We start from the raw sequence: 18,111 nt of genomic DNA on the forward strand, positions 1-18,111 counted from the left end.
TCCCGCGGCGTGTGTCGCGCCGCTAGCAAGAACAACTGGTCGAGGACCGCGAGAGCAATTATCAGGCCACGCGCTTGATGGCGTCGCCGAGAATGGAGACCATCTGGTCGATGTGGCTCTTCTCCACGATCAGGGGCGGCGACATCGCAAAGGAGTCGCCGCTCATGCGCAGGTAAAGACCGGTGTTGAAGCAGTCGACCATGACGTCATAGCCGCGCGCACCGACCATGCCCTCGCGGGGCGCGAGCTCGACCGCGCCCATCAGGCCGCAATTGCGGATATCGACGACATTCGGCAGGCCCTTGAGCTGATGCAGCGCATCGCGCCAGTAGTCGGCGATCCCTGCACCACGGGTGAGCAGGCCCTCGTCCTTGTAGATGTCGAGCGTCGCGAGGCCGGCGGCGCAGGCGACGGGGTGCGCCGAATAGGTGTAGCCGTGGAACAGCTCAATCTGGGCCTCTGGGCCGGTCATCACGCCGTCATACACCTTGCGGCTCGCAAACACCGCGCCGCAGGGCACCGTGCCGTTGGTGATGCCTTTGGCCGTCGTCATCAGGTCCGGCGTAACACCGAAGAAATTGGCGGCAAACGGCGTACCCAGACGGCCGAAGCCGGTGATGACCTCGTCAAAGATCAGGAGGATGCCGTGCTTGTCGCAGATCTCGCGCAGGCGCTTCAGATAACCCTGCGGCGGCGGCAGCACCGCGGTCGAGCCGGGCACCGGCTCGACGATGACGGCGGCGATCGTCTCGGCGCCGTGCAGCGCGACGAGGCGCTCGAGATCATCGGCGAGCTCGGCGCCATGCGCCGGCTGGTCCTTGGCGAAGGCGTTGCGGGCGAGATCATGGGTGTGACGGATGTGATCGACGCCGGGAAGATGCGTCGCAAAGGCGCGGCGGTTCGCCACCATTCCGCCCACCGACATGCCGCCGAAGCCGACGCCGTGATAACCGCGCTCGCGGCCGATCAGGCGGGTGCGGCTCGACTGGCCGGTGGCGCGATGATAGGCGAGCGCGATCTTGAGCGCGGTGTCGACCGACTCGGAGCCGGAGTTGGTGAAGAAGATGCGATCGAGCCCCTTCGGGGCGATCCCGGCCAGCCGCTCGGCGAAGTCGAACGAAAGCGGATGGCCCATGTTGAAGGAGGGCGCGAAGTCCAGCGTCATCAGCTGCTTCTCGACCGCGGCGGCAATCTGCTTGCGGCCGTGACCAGCGTTGACGCACCAGAGGCCGGCGGAGCCGTCGATCACCTTGCGGCCGTCGACAGTGGTGTAGTGCATGCCCTCGGCCGAGGAGAACAGGCGCGGCGCCTTCTTGAACTGCCGGTTGGCCGTGAACGGCATCCAGTGCGAATCGGTCTTGATGGTGTTCGGAATCTGGTGAAGGGTCACGGGCCGCTCCTTTGCTGACCTGCTAGCAGAGCCACGGCTTCAAAAGCGCAACAAGTCCTTTTCTGTGCATCCGCAAACCATTGATTTGGCTGGGGCGGCCGGTCCATATTTGCGCGATCCGCAACACCTGCAACAGGGATTCTGGGCATGAGCGTCGACATCGGTGGACGGCTGCGATTCATCCGGGCCCGCCACAAGCTGTCGCAGCGCGAGCTCGCCAAACGCTCCGGCGTCACCAATTCGACGATCTCGCTGATCGAGTCCAACCAGATGAACCCCTCCGTCGGCGCGCTCAAGCGCATTCTCGACGGCATCCCGATGGGCCTCGCCGAGTTCTTCGCGCTCGAGCCGGAGACGCGGCGCAAGATCTTCTATCGCGCGGAGGAGCTGACCGAGGTCGGCAAAAAGCCGATCTCCTACCGCCAGGTCGGCGATAATCTGTTCGGCCGGAGCCTGCAGATCCTCAAGGAACGCTACGAGCCCGGCAGCGACACCGGCCGCGTGCCGCTGGTACATGACGGCGAGGAAGGCGGCGTCGTCATCTCCGGCAAGCTCGAGGTCACCGTGGAGGACGAGCGGCGCATCCTCAATCCCGGCGATGCCTATTATTTCGAAAGCCGCAGGCCACACCGTTTCCGCTGCGTCGGCGGCAAGCCGTGCGAGGTGGTCTCGGCCTGTACGCCGCCGACGTTTTGAGGCACGCCGGCGCCGCTTCGTCTTGGTCGGCGCCACGAGGTCAGCGCGGCGTCAGCAGCTCCTCGATCCGGATCGGGAAGCGGCGGACGCGCACGCCGGTCGCGTGGCACACGGCGTTGGCCACCGCGCCGGCGCTGCCGGTGATGCCGATCTCGCCGACGCCCTTGATGCCGAGCGCGTTGACGTGTGGATCATGCTCCTCGACCGTCAGCACGTCCATCGGCGGCACGTCGGCATTCACGGGGATGTGGTACTCGCCGAGATTGGCATTCATGATCCTGCCGCTGCGCCGATCGGTGATGGCTTCCTCGTGCAGTGCAAAGGACAAGCCCCAGATCATGCCGCCGAGGAGCTGGCTCCGCACCAGATGCGGATTGATGATGCGGCCCGCGGCGAACGCGCCGACCATGCGCGAGACGCGGATCTGGCCGAGCTCCGGATCGACCTTCACCTCGGCGAACACGGCGCCATGCGCATGCATGGCGTAGTCGGTTTGCGCCGCCGGGTTGGGTGCGCCGCTGCCGCGCGCTTCGATCTCGGCAAGGCCAGCCCGCGCGAGGATATCGGCATAGCTTTCGCCGCGGCTCTCATCGTCGCGCCGGAACAACTTGCCGTCGCGCGCGATCACACCGGCATTGCCGGCGCCGAACAGCGGCGAGCGCTCGTCGCTGGTGGCGAGATCGGCGAGCTTCGCGATCACCGCCGCGCCGGCATTGTGGATCGCATTGCCCGCGGTCGCCGTATGCGCCGAGCCGCCGGCAATGCCGGCATCGGGCAGATCCGAGGTGCCGGAGCGAAACTCGACGCGATCGACGTCGAGGCCAAGGCTATCAGCCGCGATCTGCGCGAATGCGGTCCAGGCGCCCTGCCCCATGTCATGTGCGCCGGTCTCCATCACGCCGGTGCCCTCGCGCCGGATCACCGCACGCGCCTCGGCCTGGAACATCAGCGCCGGGAAGGTCGCGGTGCCCATGCCCCAGCCGACCAGGAGACCGGAATCATCGCGCATCTGCCGTGGCGCAAGCGGCCGCTTCGTCCAGCCGAAACGCGCCGCGCCCTGCTCGTAGCAGGCACGCAGCGCCTTCGACGAGAATGGTTTGCCCGTTGTCGGCTCGACTTCGGCATAGTTCTTCAGGCGGAAAGCCAGCGGGTCGATACCGCAGGCGAGCGCCATCTCGTCGATCGCGCTTTCGAGCGCAATCGACCCCGTTGCCTCGCCGGGCGCGCGCATGAACAGCGGCGTGCCGGTGTCGACGCGCGCAGCCTCGTGCGAGGTTCTGATCGCAGGGCTGGCATAGAGCGTGTGCGAGGCGCCCGCAGCCGGTTCGTAGAAATCGTCGTAGCTGCTCGACACGGTCTTCGCATGGTGATCGATCGCGGTGAAGCGCCCGTCCGCGTCGACGCCCATGCGCAAGCGCTGCCGCGTCGGTGCGCGATGGCCGACCGGACCGTACATCTGTTCGCGGCGCAGCACGAGCTTCACCGGCCGACCGACCAGCTTTGCCGCCATGACGCCGAGGATCTGCGGTCCCGTCAAAAATCCTTTCGAGCCGAAACCGCCGCCGAGGAACGGGCTGCGGATGCGGATCTTGTCCGGCGCAAGGCCGAACAGCTCGGCGACACGGGCGCGCGCCATCACCATGGCCTGGCTCGGCGTATCGATCGAAAGCGTGTCGCCGTCCCAGCTAGCTACGATCGCGTGCGGCTCCATGGCGTTGTGATATTGCGGCGGCGTCTCGTAGGTCGCCTCGATCCGCTTTGCGGCCGAGGCGAGCCCGGCGTCGATATCGCCATGCTGCACTTCCGCAGGATTGCCGACGCCGACGACGGGCGGCGCGAACGTTTCGCCGGCGTCGAGACCGACGCGGGGTGCAAGCCTGTCGTAGCGCGGCGCCAGCAGCACCGCGCCCTCAGTCGCCGCCTCCAGCGTCTCCGCGATCACGACGGCGATCGGCTGATTGGCGTAGCGGATCTCATCGCTCTGCAGGACTTCCATCCGGAATACGAACGGGTTGGTCTTGATGTCAGGGTCGATCGCGAGCTCAGGCTTGTGCTTCGACGTCATGACGTCGACCACGCCCTTGTGGTTCCTGGCTGCCGCGACGTCGAGCGCCGCCACGCGGCCGCGCGCGATGCTGGACACTGCGATCACCGCAAACAGCATGCGAGGGGGATGATGGTCCGCGGCGTAGGCGGCCTGCCCCTTGACCTTCAGAACGCCGTCGCGGCGAGTCAGCGGCTGGCCGATGTTCGAGCCGTGACGGATATGGGCGGGCGCGGAGGTGAGGCTGATCTCAGGCATGCAGGGCTCCGGAAGCAAAGGGAGAGGCCGGCAGCGCCGGAATGCGCGCGGGCGTTCCAGTGGCGGCAAGGGTCAGCGCGCGCACGACGATGCGGCGCGCGAGCTCGATCTTGAAGGCGTTATCGCCGGATGGCTTTGCATCGGCGAGCGCAGCTTGCGCCGCTTCGCGGAAAGCGGATGTCTCAGGCGAAGCACCTTTCAGCGCCGCTTCGGCAGCGCGAGCGCGCCAGGGCTTTGCGGCGACGCCGCCGAGCGCAAGGCGGGCGTGACCGATCGTGCCGTTCTCGATCTTGAGCGCCGCGGCCGCGGAGACCACGGCAAAGGCATAGGACGTGCGCTCGCGAACCTTGAGGTATCGCGCATGGCCCGCGAAATCGCGAGCTGAGGCCGGCAGGCGCACCGCAACGATCAGATCACCCGGCTCGAGCGCCGTCTCGCGCTCGGGCGTTGGACCCGGCAGACGATGCAGTTCGTCGAGGGGCAGCTCGCGCCGGCCGCCCTTGCCTTCGATCTCGACGATGGCGTCGAGCGCAACCAGGGGGATGCAGAAATCGGACGGATGGGTGGCGATGCAGCCCTCGCTCCAGCCGAGCACGGCATGCAGCCGGTTCTCGCCGCCGTTCGCGTCGCAGCCGCTGCCGGCCTCGCGCCGGTTGCAGCGGCTGGCGGGATCATAGAAATACGCACAGCGCGTTCGTTGCAGGAGGTTGCCGCCGAGGGTCGCGGCATTGCGCAGCTGCGCGGAGGCGCCCGACAGCAGCGCTTCCGCAACTGCGGGATAGGCCTTTGCGAAGGCTGTGTCATGCGCGAGATCGGCATTGCGCACCAGCGCGCCGATGCGCAGGCTGCCGTCGGCGAGGTGCTCGATCCGATCGAGCCCCTTCAGGTGCGTGACATCGACCAGACGATCCGGGCGGCTGACGCCGCCCTTCATCAGGTCGAGCAGATTGGTGCCGGCGGCAAGATAGGCCGCGCCGGGCTGCGCGGCGGCGGCAACGGCCTCGGCAATGGACGCGGGCCTGACGTAATCGAACGGCTTCATGCGGAACGCCTCTGGTTGGCTTCACTGGTCTGCACCTCGAGCACGGCATCGACGATACCGGCATAGGCGCCGCAGCGGCAGAGATTGCCGCTGATGCATTCCCTGATGCGCTCGGGATCATCGCCCGCCTGCGCTTCCCGCATCATTCCGATCGCGCTCATGATCTGGCCTGGCGTGCAGAAGCCGCATTGGAAGCCGTCATGGGCGATGAAGGCGGCCTGCACCGGATGAAGCTGGTCGCCGCGCGCAATGCCTTCGATGGTGAGGATGTCGGCGCCGTCATGGCTGATGGCGAGCGCGAGGCAGGCGTTGATCCTTCTGCCGTCGACCAGGATGGTGCAGGCGCCGCACTGGCCGCGATCGCATCCCTTCTTGGTTCCTGTCAATTGCAGGCGCTCACGCAGCAGATCGAGCAGCGTGACGCGAGGATCGTCGAGTTGCAAATCGCGCCGCGCACCGTTCACGGTGAGGCTGATGGAGTGGGTCATACAGGGCTCCGATCAGATATGGACATGGTCGATCGCATGCACGCCACCGCCGTGGCCGCAGTCGGTCTGTCGCCGCCCCCGGCTCACGAGCCGGGACGATGTGAGCCCAGATATACGGAGGCATCCTCCGTTTAGCAAGTGGCAGCCAAGATTCTGGAATTGGTCAAAACCCCGTGCGCAAACAACGCGATGCGCCTCGTGAAGGGTTCAATCTAACCAGATCGTGATCTAGATTGGTCGCATGGACGATCGGGTCGACAACATCCGCAAGCCGCGCGCCGACGCCGTGCGCAATCGCGAGCGCGTGCTGGAGGCGGCGAAAGCCGTCTTCAGCGCCGGCGGGCCGGAAGCGAGCCTGGAAGCGGTGGCCAGGCGCGCCGGTGTCGGCATCGGTACGCTCTATCGTCATTTTCCGACGCGCGAGGCCTTGTTCGAGGCGGTGTACCGTCGCGAGGTCGAGCAACTCGGCGAGCTCGCCGAGCAACTCAGAAGCGCGAAGGATCCGGTTGATGCGCTGCGGCGCTGGCTGCGCTCGAACGTCGAGTTTGTCGCCACCAAGAAGGGCATGTCAGCAGCGCTGGCGCTCGCTGTGCAGAGCGGATCGGAGCTGCATGCCTTTTCGCTCGACCGCCTGACCCGAGCCGTCGGCACCTTGCTTGCCCGCGCAGTCGCGGCCGGCGAGGTCCGCGCCGACATCAGCCCCGAAGACCTGCTGCGCGCGCTGATCGGCATGTGCTATATGCACGATCAGCCCGGCTGGCAATCGACGACGCTGCGGCTTCTCGACGTATTCGTCGACGGGCTGCGCGTGCAGTCCAAGCAATCGCCGCGCGCCACCGTCAAGACGACAAAACCGGCGGCGAAGCGAAAACGATAGTACGGAGCCAGTGATGCGCATTGCGGTGTTGCTGATCACGTTACTCCTGAGTTTTACGGCCGCGCATGCCGACGACATCGCAGCCGCCAAGAGCGTGATCCGCGCCCAGGAGCAGGCCTTTGCCCGCGACGATGCGGCGGCCGCCTATTCCTACGCAGCGCCAGCGATCAAGCAGATCTTTCCGGCCGCCGACATCTTCATGGCGATGGTTGAGAATGCCTACGCACCGATCTACCGGCACAAGAGTTTTGAGTTCGGTGAGACCAAGGTCGAGGGCGACTGGATCGGCCAGCACGTCCACATCATCGACGTCAATGGCGAAGTCTGGGAAGCGCTCTACACGCTCGAGCAACAAGGCGATGGAAGCTACAAGATCACGGGGTGCTCGCTGCTGAAGGCTGGACAGGCGGTTTAGCGGGTGCAGCCATGAACCCGCGATGTGCGTTTAGAGGCGGACGATTTTGGAGCCCGCCCAACGGCAATCGCGTGGGGTTGATCCTTGGGGCGGTTCAATCGCGTACCGCCCTGTTTTCATTTGTGCTACCTAGTCGGGTAGAAAAATGGTAGCAGGAAAAGCAGATCATGACTGACGATCAGGTCAATCTCGTCGTTCAGCACCTTTGCGAGCACTTGCACTTGGCGCTCCGATTGAAGGGCAGCGAGGCACATCCACCAAACGCCAAGGATATTGGATTCGATGCCGCCTCTGTAAGATCTGTATTGCTGACGGGGTTGCGTTCGGCGGGTAGCACGATCCACCACGAGGCAGCCGGGCCGAGCGAAGAGCCGCCGTGGTCCTAAACGCGGGACGGGGGCCCCGCGCCAATGTCTCAGCAGGGTGAAAAACGACAATGCTCTGATTGAGCAGAAATCTGTTTAGCCCAAGTCTGTTTAGCCCAAGTCTGTTTAGCCAAAGTCTGTTTAGCCCCAAGACCGATGCCACGCTTTATGAGTTCGCGCGCTTCGGGGTCGCAAACTCCGGCCCGGCCTTCGCAGCGTTCATGCGCGAGCGGACCAGGAGCAACAGGACGATGCCGAGATTGATCACATTCCACGCCACGCCGTTGGCGAAGGCGGCAGCATAGGAGCCGGCGGCATCGAAGATCACGCCTGAGATCCAGCCGCCGAAGGACATGCCGAATACGGAGGCGAAGATCACGATGCCGACGCGGGTCGCGGCCTCGCTGGCCGGCATCGCCTCGCGCACGATGATGGCGTAGCTCGGCACGATGCCGCCTTGGAACAGGCCGAACATCGCGGAGATCAGGTAGAGCGAGGTCAGGCTGTCGAAGAACAAATAGAAGACGAGCGCAAAGCCCTGCGCGAGCGAGCCGACCAGGAGCGTGGGGATGCCGCCGATCTTGTCGGCCAGGAAGCCTGAGCCGATCCGGCTGACGATGCCGCACCCCATCATCAGGGACAGCATCTCCGCGCCGCGGGCCACGCCGTAACCGAGATCGCCACAATAGGCGACGATGTGGACCTGGGGCATGGCCATCGCCACGCAGCAGGCGATCGCCGCGATCGAAAGCAGCACCGTCAGCGTGTTGGTCGACAGCCCGAGATCGACGCGCGGCGGGGCCGCATTGGCGTGATTGCTGACCTTGTCGTCCCCCATCTGGGCGCGCAGGATCAGCACCAGGATCGCCATCGTGCTCGCGCAGACGACGCCAATGCCGATGTGGGTCATGCGCCAGCCGGCGGTCTGCACGCCCCAATTCACGATCGGCGGCCACATCGCGCCCGCGACATAATTGCCGCTTGCCACGATCGTCACGGCGAGCCCGCGATAGCGCTCGAACCAGTGCGAGGCTTCCGCCATCAGCGGCGCGAAGGTCGCGGACGTGCCGAGCCCGATCAGGAAATACACCGCCACGAACTGCCAGAGCATGGTCGACAGCCCAGCTAGCACGTTGGCGACGCCGAGAAAGGCGATGCTGATCGCCATCGCGGGCACGATGCCGAAACGATCGGTGATCCTGCCCGCGATCACGCCGCCGAGGCCGAAGCCGAACATCATGAGCGTGAAGGCGAGCGACACCGCGCCGCGGGTGGCAGCGAATTCGGCCTGCACCACGGGAATCACGACCACGACCGCCCACATGCCGACAGCGCCGATCGAGCCGATCACCAGCGCGAGCACGAGCCGCACCCAGGCCTGACGCGAATCAGGGGTGAAGCCGGTTGGTCTCTGGGCTGGATGATATGGCGCGTGCACGGCGCGACCTTCTTCGCTGACCGCCTTGCGGTCAAGCATCCTGCTGCGATATTGGGCATGCGCGGTGCGCAGCGGTAAGAAGAGCTTGGCGGAACCGCACTTTGCCATTAGTTTGCAATCTGCGTGTGCAACATTGCCGCGCAACGGACATGTCGACGGGATGTTGTTGCAATTGACGCGAGCCATGCGGATCAGGGTAGGGCGGTTCGTCGCCCTCGCCTATCTGTTCTGCGTCCTCGCGCCGGCGGCTGCCCTTGCCTGGGGCAGCGGTCCCGCGCCCTGCATTGGCGATGACTTGCAGTCGGTCGTTCTCGCGCCGGAGCACCATCACGCTGCGGGCGAGATGCACGCTGACGGCCGCCATGATCACGCCGCTGCGCATGCGCATCACCAGACCGCTGCGCAGCATGGACCCGCACAACATCACCATGATGGCAAGGGCACGCCCTGCCCCTGCTGCGCGATGATGTGCGCGAGCGCGCTACCGGCAGCCCTGCCGGATGTCGCCAAGCCGGTGCAGCCGATCTCCGCCTGTGCGCCCGAGATCGCGGTGAGCCTGCACAGCGAGGCGCCGCCCCTGCTCTATCGTCCTCCCATCGCCTGATCTGACGTCACGATTTGAGGCCTGCGCATCCTCGCGCGGGCTCGTGGTCATCAGACAGATCAGGGATTGCCGATGCTTACGCTTCTCGGGGCGAAGTTTGCCGCCGCATCTGCGGCGCGCGGACGCTTTGGATTCATTTGGCCGATCGTTGCCACGAGCGCACTCGCGTTGTCCGGCTGCATGCCCGCGACGACCGCACCGCTCGCCAGCGCAGATCCTGCCGATCCCGCCGCGAAGGTCGCGCCCGCCCGCTACCGCTCGACGATCGCGCCTTACAGCAGCCTCAGGCCGGCGACGCCGGCGCCGTGGCGCGAGCGCAACGACGGGGCCACGCCTCCAGCGAAGTCGAACCAGTAGGAAAGCGGCATGGCACACCCATTCGCGCGCGGCCTGCTTGCATTCGTCGCGCTCGGCCTGTCCGGCTGCGCCGCGTTCTCGCCGGACAGCGGCATGACCGCCGTGGCCGACCTGACCAGAGGGACCATCAACAAGGATATCGCTTTCGTTCGGACGGCCGAGGGGGCCGACGCAGTCAACGACGGTGTTCGCCGCCTGCTGTCGCGGACGCTGAGCGCGGATGCCGCCGTGCAGGTCGCGCTAGTCAACAACAAGGGGCTGCAAGCTGCCTATAACGAGCTGGCACTGGCCGAGACCGATCTCGTCGAGCAAAGTCTGCCGCCAAATCCGGTCTTTTCGGTTTCGCGGATTGCTGGCGATGGCGTCAGCGAAGTCGAGCGCCAGGTCGTCGGCGATATCCTGGCGCTGGCGACGTTGCCATTTCGCTCCGACATCGCCCGCGACCGTTTCCGCCAGGCGCAGTTGCGTGCGGCGCTGGCAACACTGCGGCTCGCCGCGGACGTGCGGCGCGCCTATGTCCGCGCCGTTGCCGCCAACGAGATGGTTGCGCTCCTGACTGATGCGAAGTCGACCGCGGAGTCCACGGCGCAACTCGCCGTGAAGCTCGGCGAGACCGGATCGATCAACAAGCTCGATCAGGCCCGCGAGCAGGTGTTTTATGCCGAGACCACCGCCGACCTCGCGACCGCCCGCCAGGCGGCAACGAGCGCACGCGAAAGGCTCGCACGGCTCATGGGGCTATGGGACGCCGGGCTCGACTTCCGGCTTCCCAACGCGTTGCCGCCGCTGCCGCGCCGCCCGCTGGCGCTGCCCTCGATCGAGGCCGATGCGGTCGCCCATCGCATCGACTTGCAGATCGCGCGGCTGGAACTGACGGCGCTGGCCAAGTCGCTGAACCTCACGGAAGCGACGCGCTTCGTCACGCTGCTCGATCTCGCCGGCATCTCCCGCCGGACCCAGGATCCGGAAGGCGCGCCATTCCGCGAGCGCGGCTTCGACGTGCAGTTCCAGATCCCGATCTTCGACGGCGGCGAAGTGCGCGTGCGGCAGGCGACCGAGACCTACAATCTCGCCTTCAATCGCCTCACCGAGCGAGCCGTCAACGTGCGCTCGGAAGCGCGCGAGGCCTACCGTGTCTATCGCTCGACCTACGACATCGCGAGCCACTACCAGCGCGAGATCCTGCCTCTGCGAAAAATCATCACCGAGGAGATGCAGCTTCGCTTCTCCAGCATGCAGGTCGACATCTTCGCGCTGCTTGCCGAAGCGCGACAGCGCCTCGCCTCGCTGCGCGGCGCGATCGACGCCAAGCAAAGATTCTTCCTCGCGCAGTCCGAGTTGCAGACCGCCGTCAATGGCGGCGGCACCGCTGTGGGAGGCACCGACAATTCAACGACCTTCGCCGCGGCAGCGCCTGCCGATGGCGGGCACTGAGATGGAGGCCGAGATGTTTTCCCGCCGAGGATTCTTGGGCACGGCCGCGCTTGCAAGCGCGTCACTGGTTAGCGGCCGCACGCAGGCCGCATCGATTCCGGAAGCCCCGCACATGGACAAGGTGGTGATGCAGCCGCCGTTGCATCCGATCAGTGGGCCGGATTATCGCCCCGTCGTCACGCTCAATGGCTGGACACTGCCGTTCCGCATGAACGGCGACTGGAAGGAATTCCATCTCGTCGCCGAGCCCGTGGTGCGCGAATTCGCCGAAGGCATGAAGGCCAACCTCTGGGGCTACAACGGCCAATCGCCGGGACCGACGATCGAAGCGGTCGAGGGCGACAAGGTCCGCATCTTCGTCACCAACAAGCTGCCCGAATACACCACCGTTCACTGGCACGGCATGATCGTGCCGAGCGGCATGGACGGGGTCGGCGGGCTCAATCAGCCGCACATCCCGCCCGGCAAGACCTTCGTCTACGAGTTCGAGATGAAGAAGAGCGGGACCTTCATGTACCACCCACATTCCGACGAGATGGTGCAGATGGCGATGGGCATGATGGGCATGGTCGTCGTGCATCCGCGTGATCAAGATTTTCGGCCCGTCGACCGCGACTTCGTCTTCGTGATGAGCACCTATCGCATCGACCCCGGCACCTATCTGCCGAAGGTCAACGAGATGACCGATTTCAACATGTGGACCTGGAATTCGCGGGTGTTTCCCGGAATCGATCCCTTGCCGGTGCGGCTCGGCGACAAGGTGCGCGTGCGCATCGGCAATCTCAGCATGACCAACCATCCGATCCATCTGCATGGTCACAGCTTTGCGGTGACCTGCACCGACGGCGGCTGGATTCCCGAGAGCGCGCAATATCCGGAGACGACGACCGACGTGCCGGTCGGCGCCGTGCGCGTGTTCGACGTTCTCGCCGACAATCCCGGCGATTGGGCGTTGCACTGCCACAAGTCGCATCACACCATGAACGCGATGGGCCACGACATGCGCAATCTCATCGGAGTCTCGCGCAAGGATCTCGCGCGTGCGGTCGGCAAGCTCGCGCCCGACGCCATGGTGATGGGCCAGTCGGGCATGGCGATGGGCAACATGGAGATGCCGGCGCCCGACAATACGCTGCCGATGATGACCGGCTCAGGCCAGTTCGGGCCGATTGAGATGGGCGGCATGTTCACGGTGATGAAGATCCGCGAAGGCATGGCGGGCGGCGATTACAGCGACCCCGGCCCCTACCAATTCCCGCAGGGCACGGTTGCCTATGAGGTCGCATCGCCGGCTGCGGAGCCGGCGCGACAACAAGGCGCGTCGATGAAGAAAATGAAGATGTGAACGAGCGTTTCGACGAACCACCAACTGGAGAACAACATGAAGAAGACGACGATGATCACACTGGCGGCACTTTCGCTTTTGGCCGCGCCTGCATTCGCCCACGAGCATCACGCCCACGAGACCTTTTCGGCCGGCGAGCCCGGCGATCCCAAGAAACCGGCACGCGTCATCGAGATCGCGCTGAGCGAGATGGCCTATGAGCCCTCGAACATCACAGTCAGGCGCGGCGAGCAGATCCGCTTCGTGCTGCGCAATGTCGGCAGGGAGGACCACGAATTCCTGCTTGCCACGCCTAAGGAGAATCTCGCGCATGCCGAGGTGATGAAGAAGCATCCGCACATGGAGCACGACGACCCCAACGGGGTGCGGCTCGCGCCAGGCAAGACGACCGAGATCGTCTGGAAATTCACCAAGGCCGGCACGTTCGAATTTTCCTGCCTGATTCCTGACCACCGCGACTACGGCATGGTCGGCCACGTCACCGTGAAGTGAGCAATGGAGACTCCCATGCGCAAGATCATCCGTATCGCCGCAGCGTTGGCGCTGAGCACCGGCCTGTCTCTCGGCGCCCTCGCGGCCGAGGGCGCATCCATCACCGCCGAGGTCAAGAAGATCGACGAGGCCGCCAGCAAGCTCACGCTCAAGCACGGTCCCGCCAAAAGCCTTGGCATGGACGAACCGATGACCATGGTCTACCGCGTCAAGGACCCGGCGATGCTGAAGCAGGTGAAGATCGGCGACAAGGTCAGCTTCGAGGCCGAGGAAGCGGCGTCGGGGTATACCGTGACCAGGCTCCAGAAGGCCAAGTAGGGCGGGCAGTATTTCACTCATTCCGGGGCGCGCCTCTTGGCGCGAGCCCGGAAATCCATATCTCCACATCGCTAGCGGCACGATGGATTCCGGGCTCGCGCTTCGCGCGCCCCGGAATGACGGTCTGAAAAGACCCTGATTCGTACTCTCCGCACCCTCCGTTAACCCTTTGCTAACCATACACCGGGCAAAAATTGCCGGGTGAAGTCGAGTGTCGTCGGCCGCGTAAGACGGGAGATCCCCCGTGGACGCCAGTGCGGTGCCTCACTTTCGGAACGGCGGCCCATCGGCCGCCGCGCAGACGTTTGGCGCGCGTGGGCGGCAATCGCGCGGGGAGGCAGCAACCATGGTCGACGTCACCGCAGGTCAGGGCGTGGGCGGCCCGAAGCCAAGCCTCCCCTCCCTTACCGAGATCGGCAACATCCTCAAGCGCGGCGACATCGCGCTGGCGCTCGGCATCCTCACCATCCTGGTGGTGCTGATCCTGCCGCTGCCCTCGATCGTGCTGGACCTCTTCCTGGCGATCTCGATCACGCTCTCGATCCTGATCCTGATGACTTCGCTGTTCATCCAGGCGCCGCTCGAATTCTCCGCCTTCCCGACCATCCTGCTGATCTCCACGATGCTCAGGCTGTCGCTCAACATGGCCTCGACCCGTCTGATCCTGTCGCGCGGGCACGAGGGCACGGACGCCGCGGGCCACGTCATCGAAGCCTTCGGCAGCTTCGTGATGGGCGGCAATTTCGTCATCGGCATCATCGTCTTTGCCATCCTGATCATCGTCAACTTCGTCGTCATCACCAAGGGTTCGGGCCGCATCGCCGAGGTCGCGGCGCGCTTCCACCTCGACGCCATGCCTGGCAAGCAGATGGCGATCGACGCTGATCTCTCCGCCGGCCTGATCGACGAGAAGGTCGCCAAGGAGCGCCGCAAGGCGCTGGAAGACGAAAGCGGCTTCTTCGGCGCCATGGACGGTGCCTCCAAATTCGTCCGCGGCGACGCCATCGCCGGCCTTTTGATCGTCTTCATCAACGTCGTCGGCGGCATGATCATCGGCGTCGCGCAGCAGGGCCTGTCCTTCGCCGACGCTGGGCGCAGCTACACGCTGCTGACCGTCGGTGACGGCCTCGTCACGCAGGTGCCGGCGCTGATCGTCTCGACCGCGGCGGGCCTGCTCGTTTCCAAGGCCGGCGTCTCGGGGGCCGCCGACAAGGCGCTGATGAAGCAGTTCTCGGGCTATCCGCAGGCGCTCGCAATGTCGTCGGCTGTGATGCTCGTACTGGCGATCCTGCCGGGCATCCCGACCATTCCCTTCCTTGCGCTCGGCGCGGGCGCCGGCGTGCTGGCCTGGTCGGCGCGCAACCACAAGCGGACCACGATCAGGGCGGAGGAAGTCGCCAAGGCCGCGCCCGCCCCGGGAATGCCGGGCGCGCCCGGCGCCGCCGCAGCCGAGGAGCCAATCTCGGCCGCGCTGAAAATCGACGACCTCAAGATCGAGCTCGGCTATGCGCTGCTGCCGCTGGTCAATGGACCCGACGGCACCGACCGCCTCACCGAGCAGATCAAAGCGCTGCGCCGCTCGCTCGCCATCGAGATGGGTTTTGTGATGCCGGCCGTCCGCATCCTCGACAACGTCCAGCTCGAGGCCAACACCTACATCATCAAGATCAAGGAGGTCGACGCCGGTGCCGGCAAGATCTGGCCGAACCAGTTCATGGTGATGGACCCCGCGGGCAACCAGGTGCAGGTGCCCGGCATCCACACGACCGAGCCGACGTTCGGCCTGCCCGCGACCTGGATCGATGCCAGCCTCAAGGAGGAGGCTTCGCTGAAGGGCTACACCGTCGTCGATGCCGCGACCGTGCTTTCCACCCACCTCACCGAGCTGCTCAAGACGAATATGTCCGATCTGCTGTCCTATGGCGAGGTGCAGAAGCTGCTCAAGGAATTGCCGAAGGAGCAGAGCGAGTTGGTCAAGGACATCGTGCCGGGCCAGGTCACGATCTCCGGCATCCAGCGCGTGCTGCAACTTCTGCTCGCCGAGCGCATCTCGATCCGCGATCTCTCGACCATTCTGGAAGGCATCGCCGACTCGCTCGCCTTCTCGCGCAATCCCTCGACCATGGTCGAGCATGTCCGCGCTCGCCTCGCCCGGCAGATTTGCGCGCAGAACACCTCGTTCAACGGCTACCTGCCGCTGATCGCGCTGTCGGCGAAGTGGGAGCAGGCCTTCGCCGAATCCATCATCGGCCAGGGCGAGGAGCGCAGCCTCGCCATGCAGCCCTCCAAACTCTCCGAGTTCATGACCTCTGTGCGCGAGGCGTTCGAGCGCGCCGCCCGCGAGGGAGAGGCGCCGGTACTGGTCACCTCTGCGGCAATTCGTCCCTTCGTGCGTTCCCTGGTGGAGCGGTTCCGCGCCCAAACCACCGTGCTGTCGCAAGCGGAAATCCATCCGCGGGCGCGGCTGAAAACGGTTGGAAGCATCTGATTTGCTTCTGATTTGCCCGGGCTTTCGCCTGTGTTTTTTCGCCACAGGCAACTGGTTTTTACAGTTTTAAAGCAACTCACTGATTTGGCTCAGGAACTCGCGCCAGAGGGCTTAACAAGCTGAATTTCCTGAATAAATATTCACGATCGGGACTTTTCGATCGCGATTGTTCACGTCTATTCACGCCCTTGTGATCGCCCCTTGGGAACAAATCCCCGCATTACTAGGTTGTTGGGCACCGAAGGCATGAACCTCGCCGATGAAGCCGGCGACTACTTCGGTAGGTGGCGGCAGGAGGCTTCCATGAACCACTCGATCTACAGCGCGGATCGGTCGACCCATCTCAAGATCGTGGTCGTTGCCCTCGTCGCTGGCATCGCAGTGGCGGGCCTCGGCGTCACGGCGCGCTCGACTTCTGATGACGGCACGACCCAGACTGCTCGCGTCGTCAAGGCCGGCAAGCCGGTCGCGATCACGAGCTCCAACGCTTCATTGGTTCGCTGAGGAGATTTGACGGAATTCAAGAATTCACGTGGCTCTTTACCAGCCCCCCAAAGTCGCCATGTGGATATGTAGACGACCCCAACCCCAAGTCGACTACAGAAAGCGCCCGCCCCCCACGGGCGCTTTCTCATATCTGGGTGATGGTTGTTGAGCAGACGTGGCTGTTGCCAAACTCATCGCTGGATTCCCCGCGGAAAGCGGGGAGTCCAGTACGCCGCGGCCTCTCCGTATCCTCGCATCGCCACTGGATTTGGATCGTCGGCCCAAGTGCGCAATTGCGCACAAGGCAGACGATGACGCTGAGAAGGCGGCACGAAACCTGCTACGCCGACGCAGGTCATTTCCTCGGCGGTGGCGCCTGCACCGTCGGTGCAGCAACTGCGAGCAAATCTTCTTTCTTGCCAGTGAGCGGCGGATAGATGCGCTGGTGATTGATGATCTGTTTCGTCGCTTTCGCCGCAGCCCCCGTCGTGCGCACCTCGCGGTCCCAACCCTCGGTGTAGAGTGCGCCCCAAGAGCCGAGATCGAGCACGGTCACGTACCAGTCGATCCGTAGCGGCAGCAGCGGCCGACCTGTGAGATCGGCGATTACGTTGTGGCCGGCGAAGCGGCCCATGGGGCGCGCGAACTGGCAGGACATTACCGTCGGGTGCCGCCCGTCGACCACGCTCGAGGCGACATCGCCAGCCGCGAAGACGTGGGCGAGATCAGCGACCCGCATGAAGGGATCGACCAGGATGCGACCCAGGCGGTCCCTCTCGACCGGCAGCGTCACGGCGAGCGGGCTTGCGCGCATGCCGGCGCACCAGATCACCGTCCGCGTCGGAATGACTTCGCCGGAGCTCAAGCGGATGCCGGCCGCATCGATCGCTTCGACCCGCACGCCGAGCCGGGTCTCGACATCGAGCGCTGCGAGCGCCTCGTCGATGATAGGATGGGCGTGCTCGCCGATGGTCGCACCGACCACTGGATTCGGATCGACCAGGATGATGCGGCCGCCCGCGATGCCGGCCCGCGCGAACCGGTCCGGCATCTCGGCGGCCACCTCGATGCCGGTGAACCCGGCGCCAACCACCACGACCGTCGTTCGCCCCGGCGCAAGCGCGCTACGACCGAGCGTCGTCAGATGCTTCTCGAGCCTGATGGCAGCGGCATAATTATCAACATCGAACGCGTGCTCGGCGAGACCGGGAATATCCGGCCGCAGCACCTCGCTGCCGAGCGCCAGCACCAGCCGGTCATAAGCCACCGCGTCGCGCGCACCGTTCGCCGCGATGGTGACGTTGCCTCGTTCGACGTCGATGGCTTCGACGTCACCGAGCCTGTGACCGACACCAACCGGATCGAGAAGCTGCGACAGCGGAAGCGCGACCTTGCTGAGATCCACCTCGTAATTGCGCACGCGGATGTTGTGATAGGGATTGCGGTCGATGACGAGGATCTCGATGTCGCTGCCGGCCGCACCAATCTCGTCGCGCTTGCGCGCAGCACCAATGGCGGCCCAAAGCCCCGCAAACCCAGCACCGAGCACAACGACACGCGCCATCCCAGTCCTG

At 65.1% G+C, this 18,111-nt stretch carries 18 protein-coding genes; 12 read left to right on the forward strand and 6 right to left on the reverse strand.

Translation table 11 applies throughout. The features are described from left to right. Positions 1-61: 61 nt before the first annotated feature. Positions 62-1,390, reverse strand: coding sequence for an aspartate aminotransferase family protein (locus QA640_RS35655; RefSeq protein WP_283037467.1), 1,329 nt, complete (start codon positions 1,388-1,390; stop codon positions 62-64). A 147-nt stretch (positions 1,391-1,537) separates the two neighbouring features. Here QA640_RS35655 and QA640_RS35660 point away from each other — a divergent pair, with 147 nt between their 5' ends. After that, positions 1,538-2,086: a cupin domain-containing protein gene (locus tag QA640_RS35660; protein WP_254103686.1), complete on the forward strand. Its 549-nt coding sequence runs from the start codon at positions 1,538-1,540 to the stop codon at positions 2,084-2,086. Positions 2,087-2,126: 40 nt separating this feature from the next. Here QA640_RS35660 and QA640_RS35665 read toward each other — a convergent pair whose 3' ends face one another. From QA640_RS35665 to QA640_RS35675, 3 genes are read right to left on the reverse strand one after another with little or no spacing between them, the layout of a single operon-like run. Beyond that, on the reverse strand, positions 2,127-4,388 hold the full coding sequence (locus tag QA640_RS35665; RefSeq protein ID WP_283037468.1) for a xanthine dehydrogenase family protein molybdopterin-binding subunit: 2,262 nt from the start codon (positions 4,386-4,388) through the stop codon (positions 2,127-2,129). Continuing rightward, positions 4,381-5,430, reverse strand: coding sequence for a xanthine dehydrogenase family protein subunit M (locus QA640_RS35670; protein ID WP_283037469.1), 1,050 nt, complete (start codon positions 5,428-5,430; stop codon positions 4,381-4,383). Before QA640_RS35670 ends, QA640_RS35665 begins: the two co-directional genes overlap by 8 nt. Further along, on the reverse strand, positions 5,427-5,918 hold the full coding sequence (locus QA640_RS35675) for a 2Fe-2S iron-sulfur cluster-binding protein (protein ID WP_283037470.1): 492 nt from the start codon (positions 5,916-5,918) through the stop codon (positions 5,427-5,429). The genes QA640_RS35670 and QA640_RS35675 overlap by 4 nt, the downstream gene beginning before the upstream one ends. Before the next feature lie 241 nt (positions 5,919-6,159). On the opposite strand from QA640_RS35675, the gene QA640_RS35680 reads away from it, so the two are divergent. The 3 genes from QA640_RS35680 to QA640_RS35690 all read left to right on the forward strand — a co-directional run bounded on the left by QA640_RS35680 (position 6,160) and on the right by QA640_RS35690 (position 7,596). After that, on the forward strand, positions 6,160-6,795 hold the full coding sequence (locus tag QA640_RS35680; RefSeq protein WP_283037471.1) for a TetR/AcrR family transcriptional regulator: 636 nt from the start codon (positions 6,160-6,162) through the stop codon (positions 6,793-6,795). Positions 6,796-6,808: 13 nt separating this feature from the next. Beyond that, positions 6,809-7,210, forward strand: coding sequence for a DUF4864 domain-containing protein (locus QA640_RS35685; RefSeq protein ID WP_283037472.1), 402 nt, complete (start codon positions 6,809-6,811; stop codon positions 7,208-7,210). A 167-nt stretch (positions 7,211-7,377) separates the two neighbouring features. Beyond that, positions 7,378-7,596: a hypothetical protein gene (locus QA640_RS35690; RefSeq protein ID WP_283037473.1), complete on the forward strand. Its 219-nt coding sequence runs from the start codon at positions 7,378-7,380 to the stop codon at positions 7,594-7,596. Positions 7,597-7,741: 145 nt separating this feature from the next. Here QA640_RS35690 and QA640_RS35695 read toward each other — a convergent pair whose 3' ends face one another. After that, positions 7,742-8,947, reverse strand: a complete 1,206-nt coding sequence (locus QA640_RS35695; protein ID WP_283042983.1) for an MFS transporter — start codon at positions 8,945-8,947, stop codon at positions 7,742-7,744. A 226-nt stretch (positions 8,948-9,173) separates the two neighbouring features. Here QA640_RS35695 and QA640_RS35700 point away from each other — a divergent pair, with 226 nt between their 5' ends. The 8 genes from QA640_RS35700 to QA640_RS35735 all read left to right on the forward strand — a co-directional run bounded on the left by QA640_RS35700 (position 9,174) and on the right by QA640_RS35735 (position 16,555). Next, positions 9,174-9,617 carry a hypothetical protein gene (locus QA640_RS35700; protein ID WP_283037474.1) on the forward strand — a complete coding sequence of 148 codons (444 nt, stop codon included), beginning with the start codon at positions 9,174-9,176 and terminating at the stop codon, positions 9,615-9,617. 72 nt (positions 9,618-9,689) lie between these two features. Further along, on the forward strand, positions 9,690-9,974 hold the full coding sequence (locus tag QA640_RS35705) for a hypothetical protein (RefSeq protein ID WP_283037475.1): 285 nt from the start codon (positions 9,690-9,692) through the stop codon (positions 9,972-9,974). 9 nt (positions 9,975-9,983) lie between these two features. Then, complete coding sequence (locus QA640_RS35710; protein WP_283037476.1) at positions 9,984-11,408, forward strand: TolC family protein; 1,425 nt, start codon at positions 9,984-9,986, stop codon at positions 11,406-11,408. A 13-nt stretch (positions 11,409-11,421) separates the two neighbouring features. Further along, positions 11,422-12,753: a copper oxidase gene (locus tag QA640_RS35715; protein ID WP_283037477.1), complete on the forward strand. Its 1,332-nt coding sequence runs from the start codon at positions 11,422-11,424 to the stop codon at positions 12,751-12,753. 36 nt (positions 12,754-12,789) lie between these two features. Continuing rightward, positions 12,790-13,245, forward strand: a complete 456-nt coding sequence (locus QA640_RS35720) for a cupredoxin family protein (RefSeq protein ID WP_283037478.1) — start codon at positions 12,790-12,792, stop codon at positions 13,243-13,245. Positions 13,246-13,260: 15 nt separating this feature from the next. Beyond that, a complete protein-coding gene (locus QA640_RS35725; protein WP_283037479.1) occupies positions 13,261-13,563 on the forward strand; it encodes a copper-binding protein in 303 nt (100 codons plus the stop codon). A 346-nt stretch (positions 13,564-13,909) separates the two neighbouring features. Beyond that, on the forward strand, positions 13,910-16,051 hold the full coding sequence (gene flhA / locus QA640_RS35730; RefSeq protein ID WP_283037480.1) for a flagellar biosynthesis protein FlhA: 2,142 nt from the start codon (positions 13,910-13,912) through the stop codon (positions 16,049-16,051). Between the two features lie 303 nt (positions 16,052-16,354). Continuing rightward, positions 16,355-16,555, forward strand: coding sequence for a hypothetical protein (locus tag QA640_RS35735; protein ID WP_283037481.1), 201 nt, complete (start codon positions 16,355-16,357; stop codon positions 16,553-16,555). Positions 16,556-16,892: 337 nt separating this feature from the next. Here the strand turns inward: QA640_RS35735 and QA640_RS35740 are convergent, their stop codons facing one another. Next, complete coding sequence (locus QA640_RS35740) at positions 16,893-18,101, reverse strand: NAD(P)/FAD-dependent oxidoreductase (RefSeq protein WP_283037482.1); 1,209 nt, start codon at positions 18,099-18,101, stop codon at positions 16,893-16,895. Between the last annotated feature and the right edge of the window lie 10 nt (positions 18,102-18,111).

This window comes from Bradyrhizobium sp. CB82, assembly GCF_029714405.1.
GTDB lineage: Bacteria > Pseudomonadota > Alphaproteobacteria > Rhizobiales > Xanthobacteraceae > Bradyrhizobium.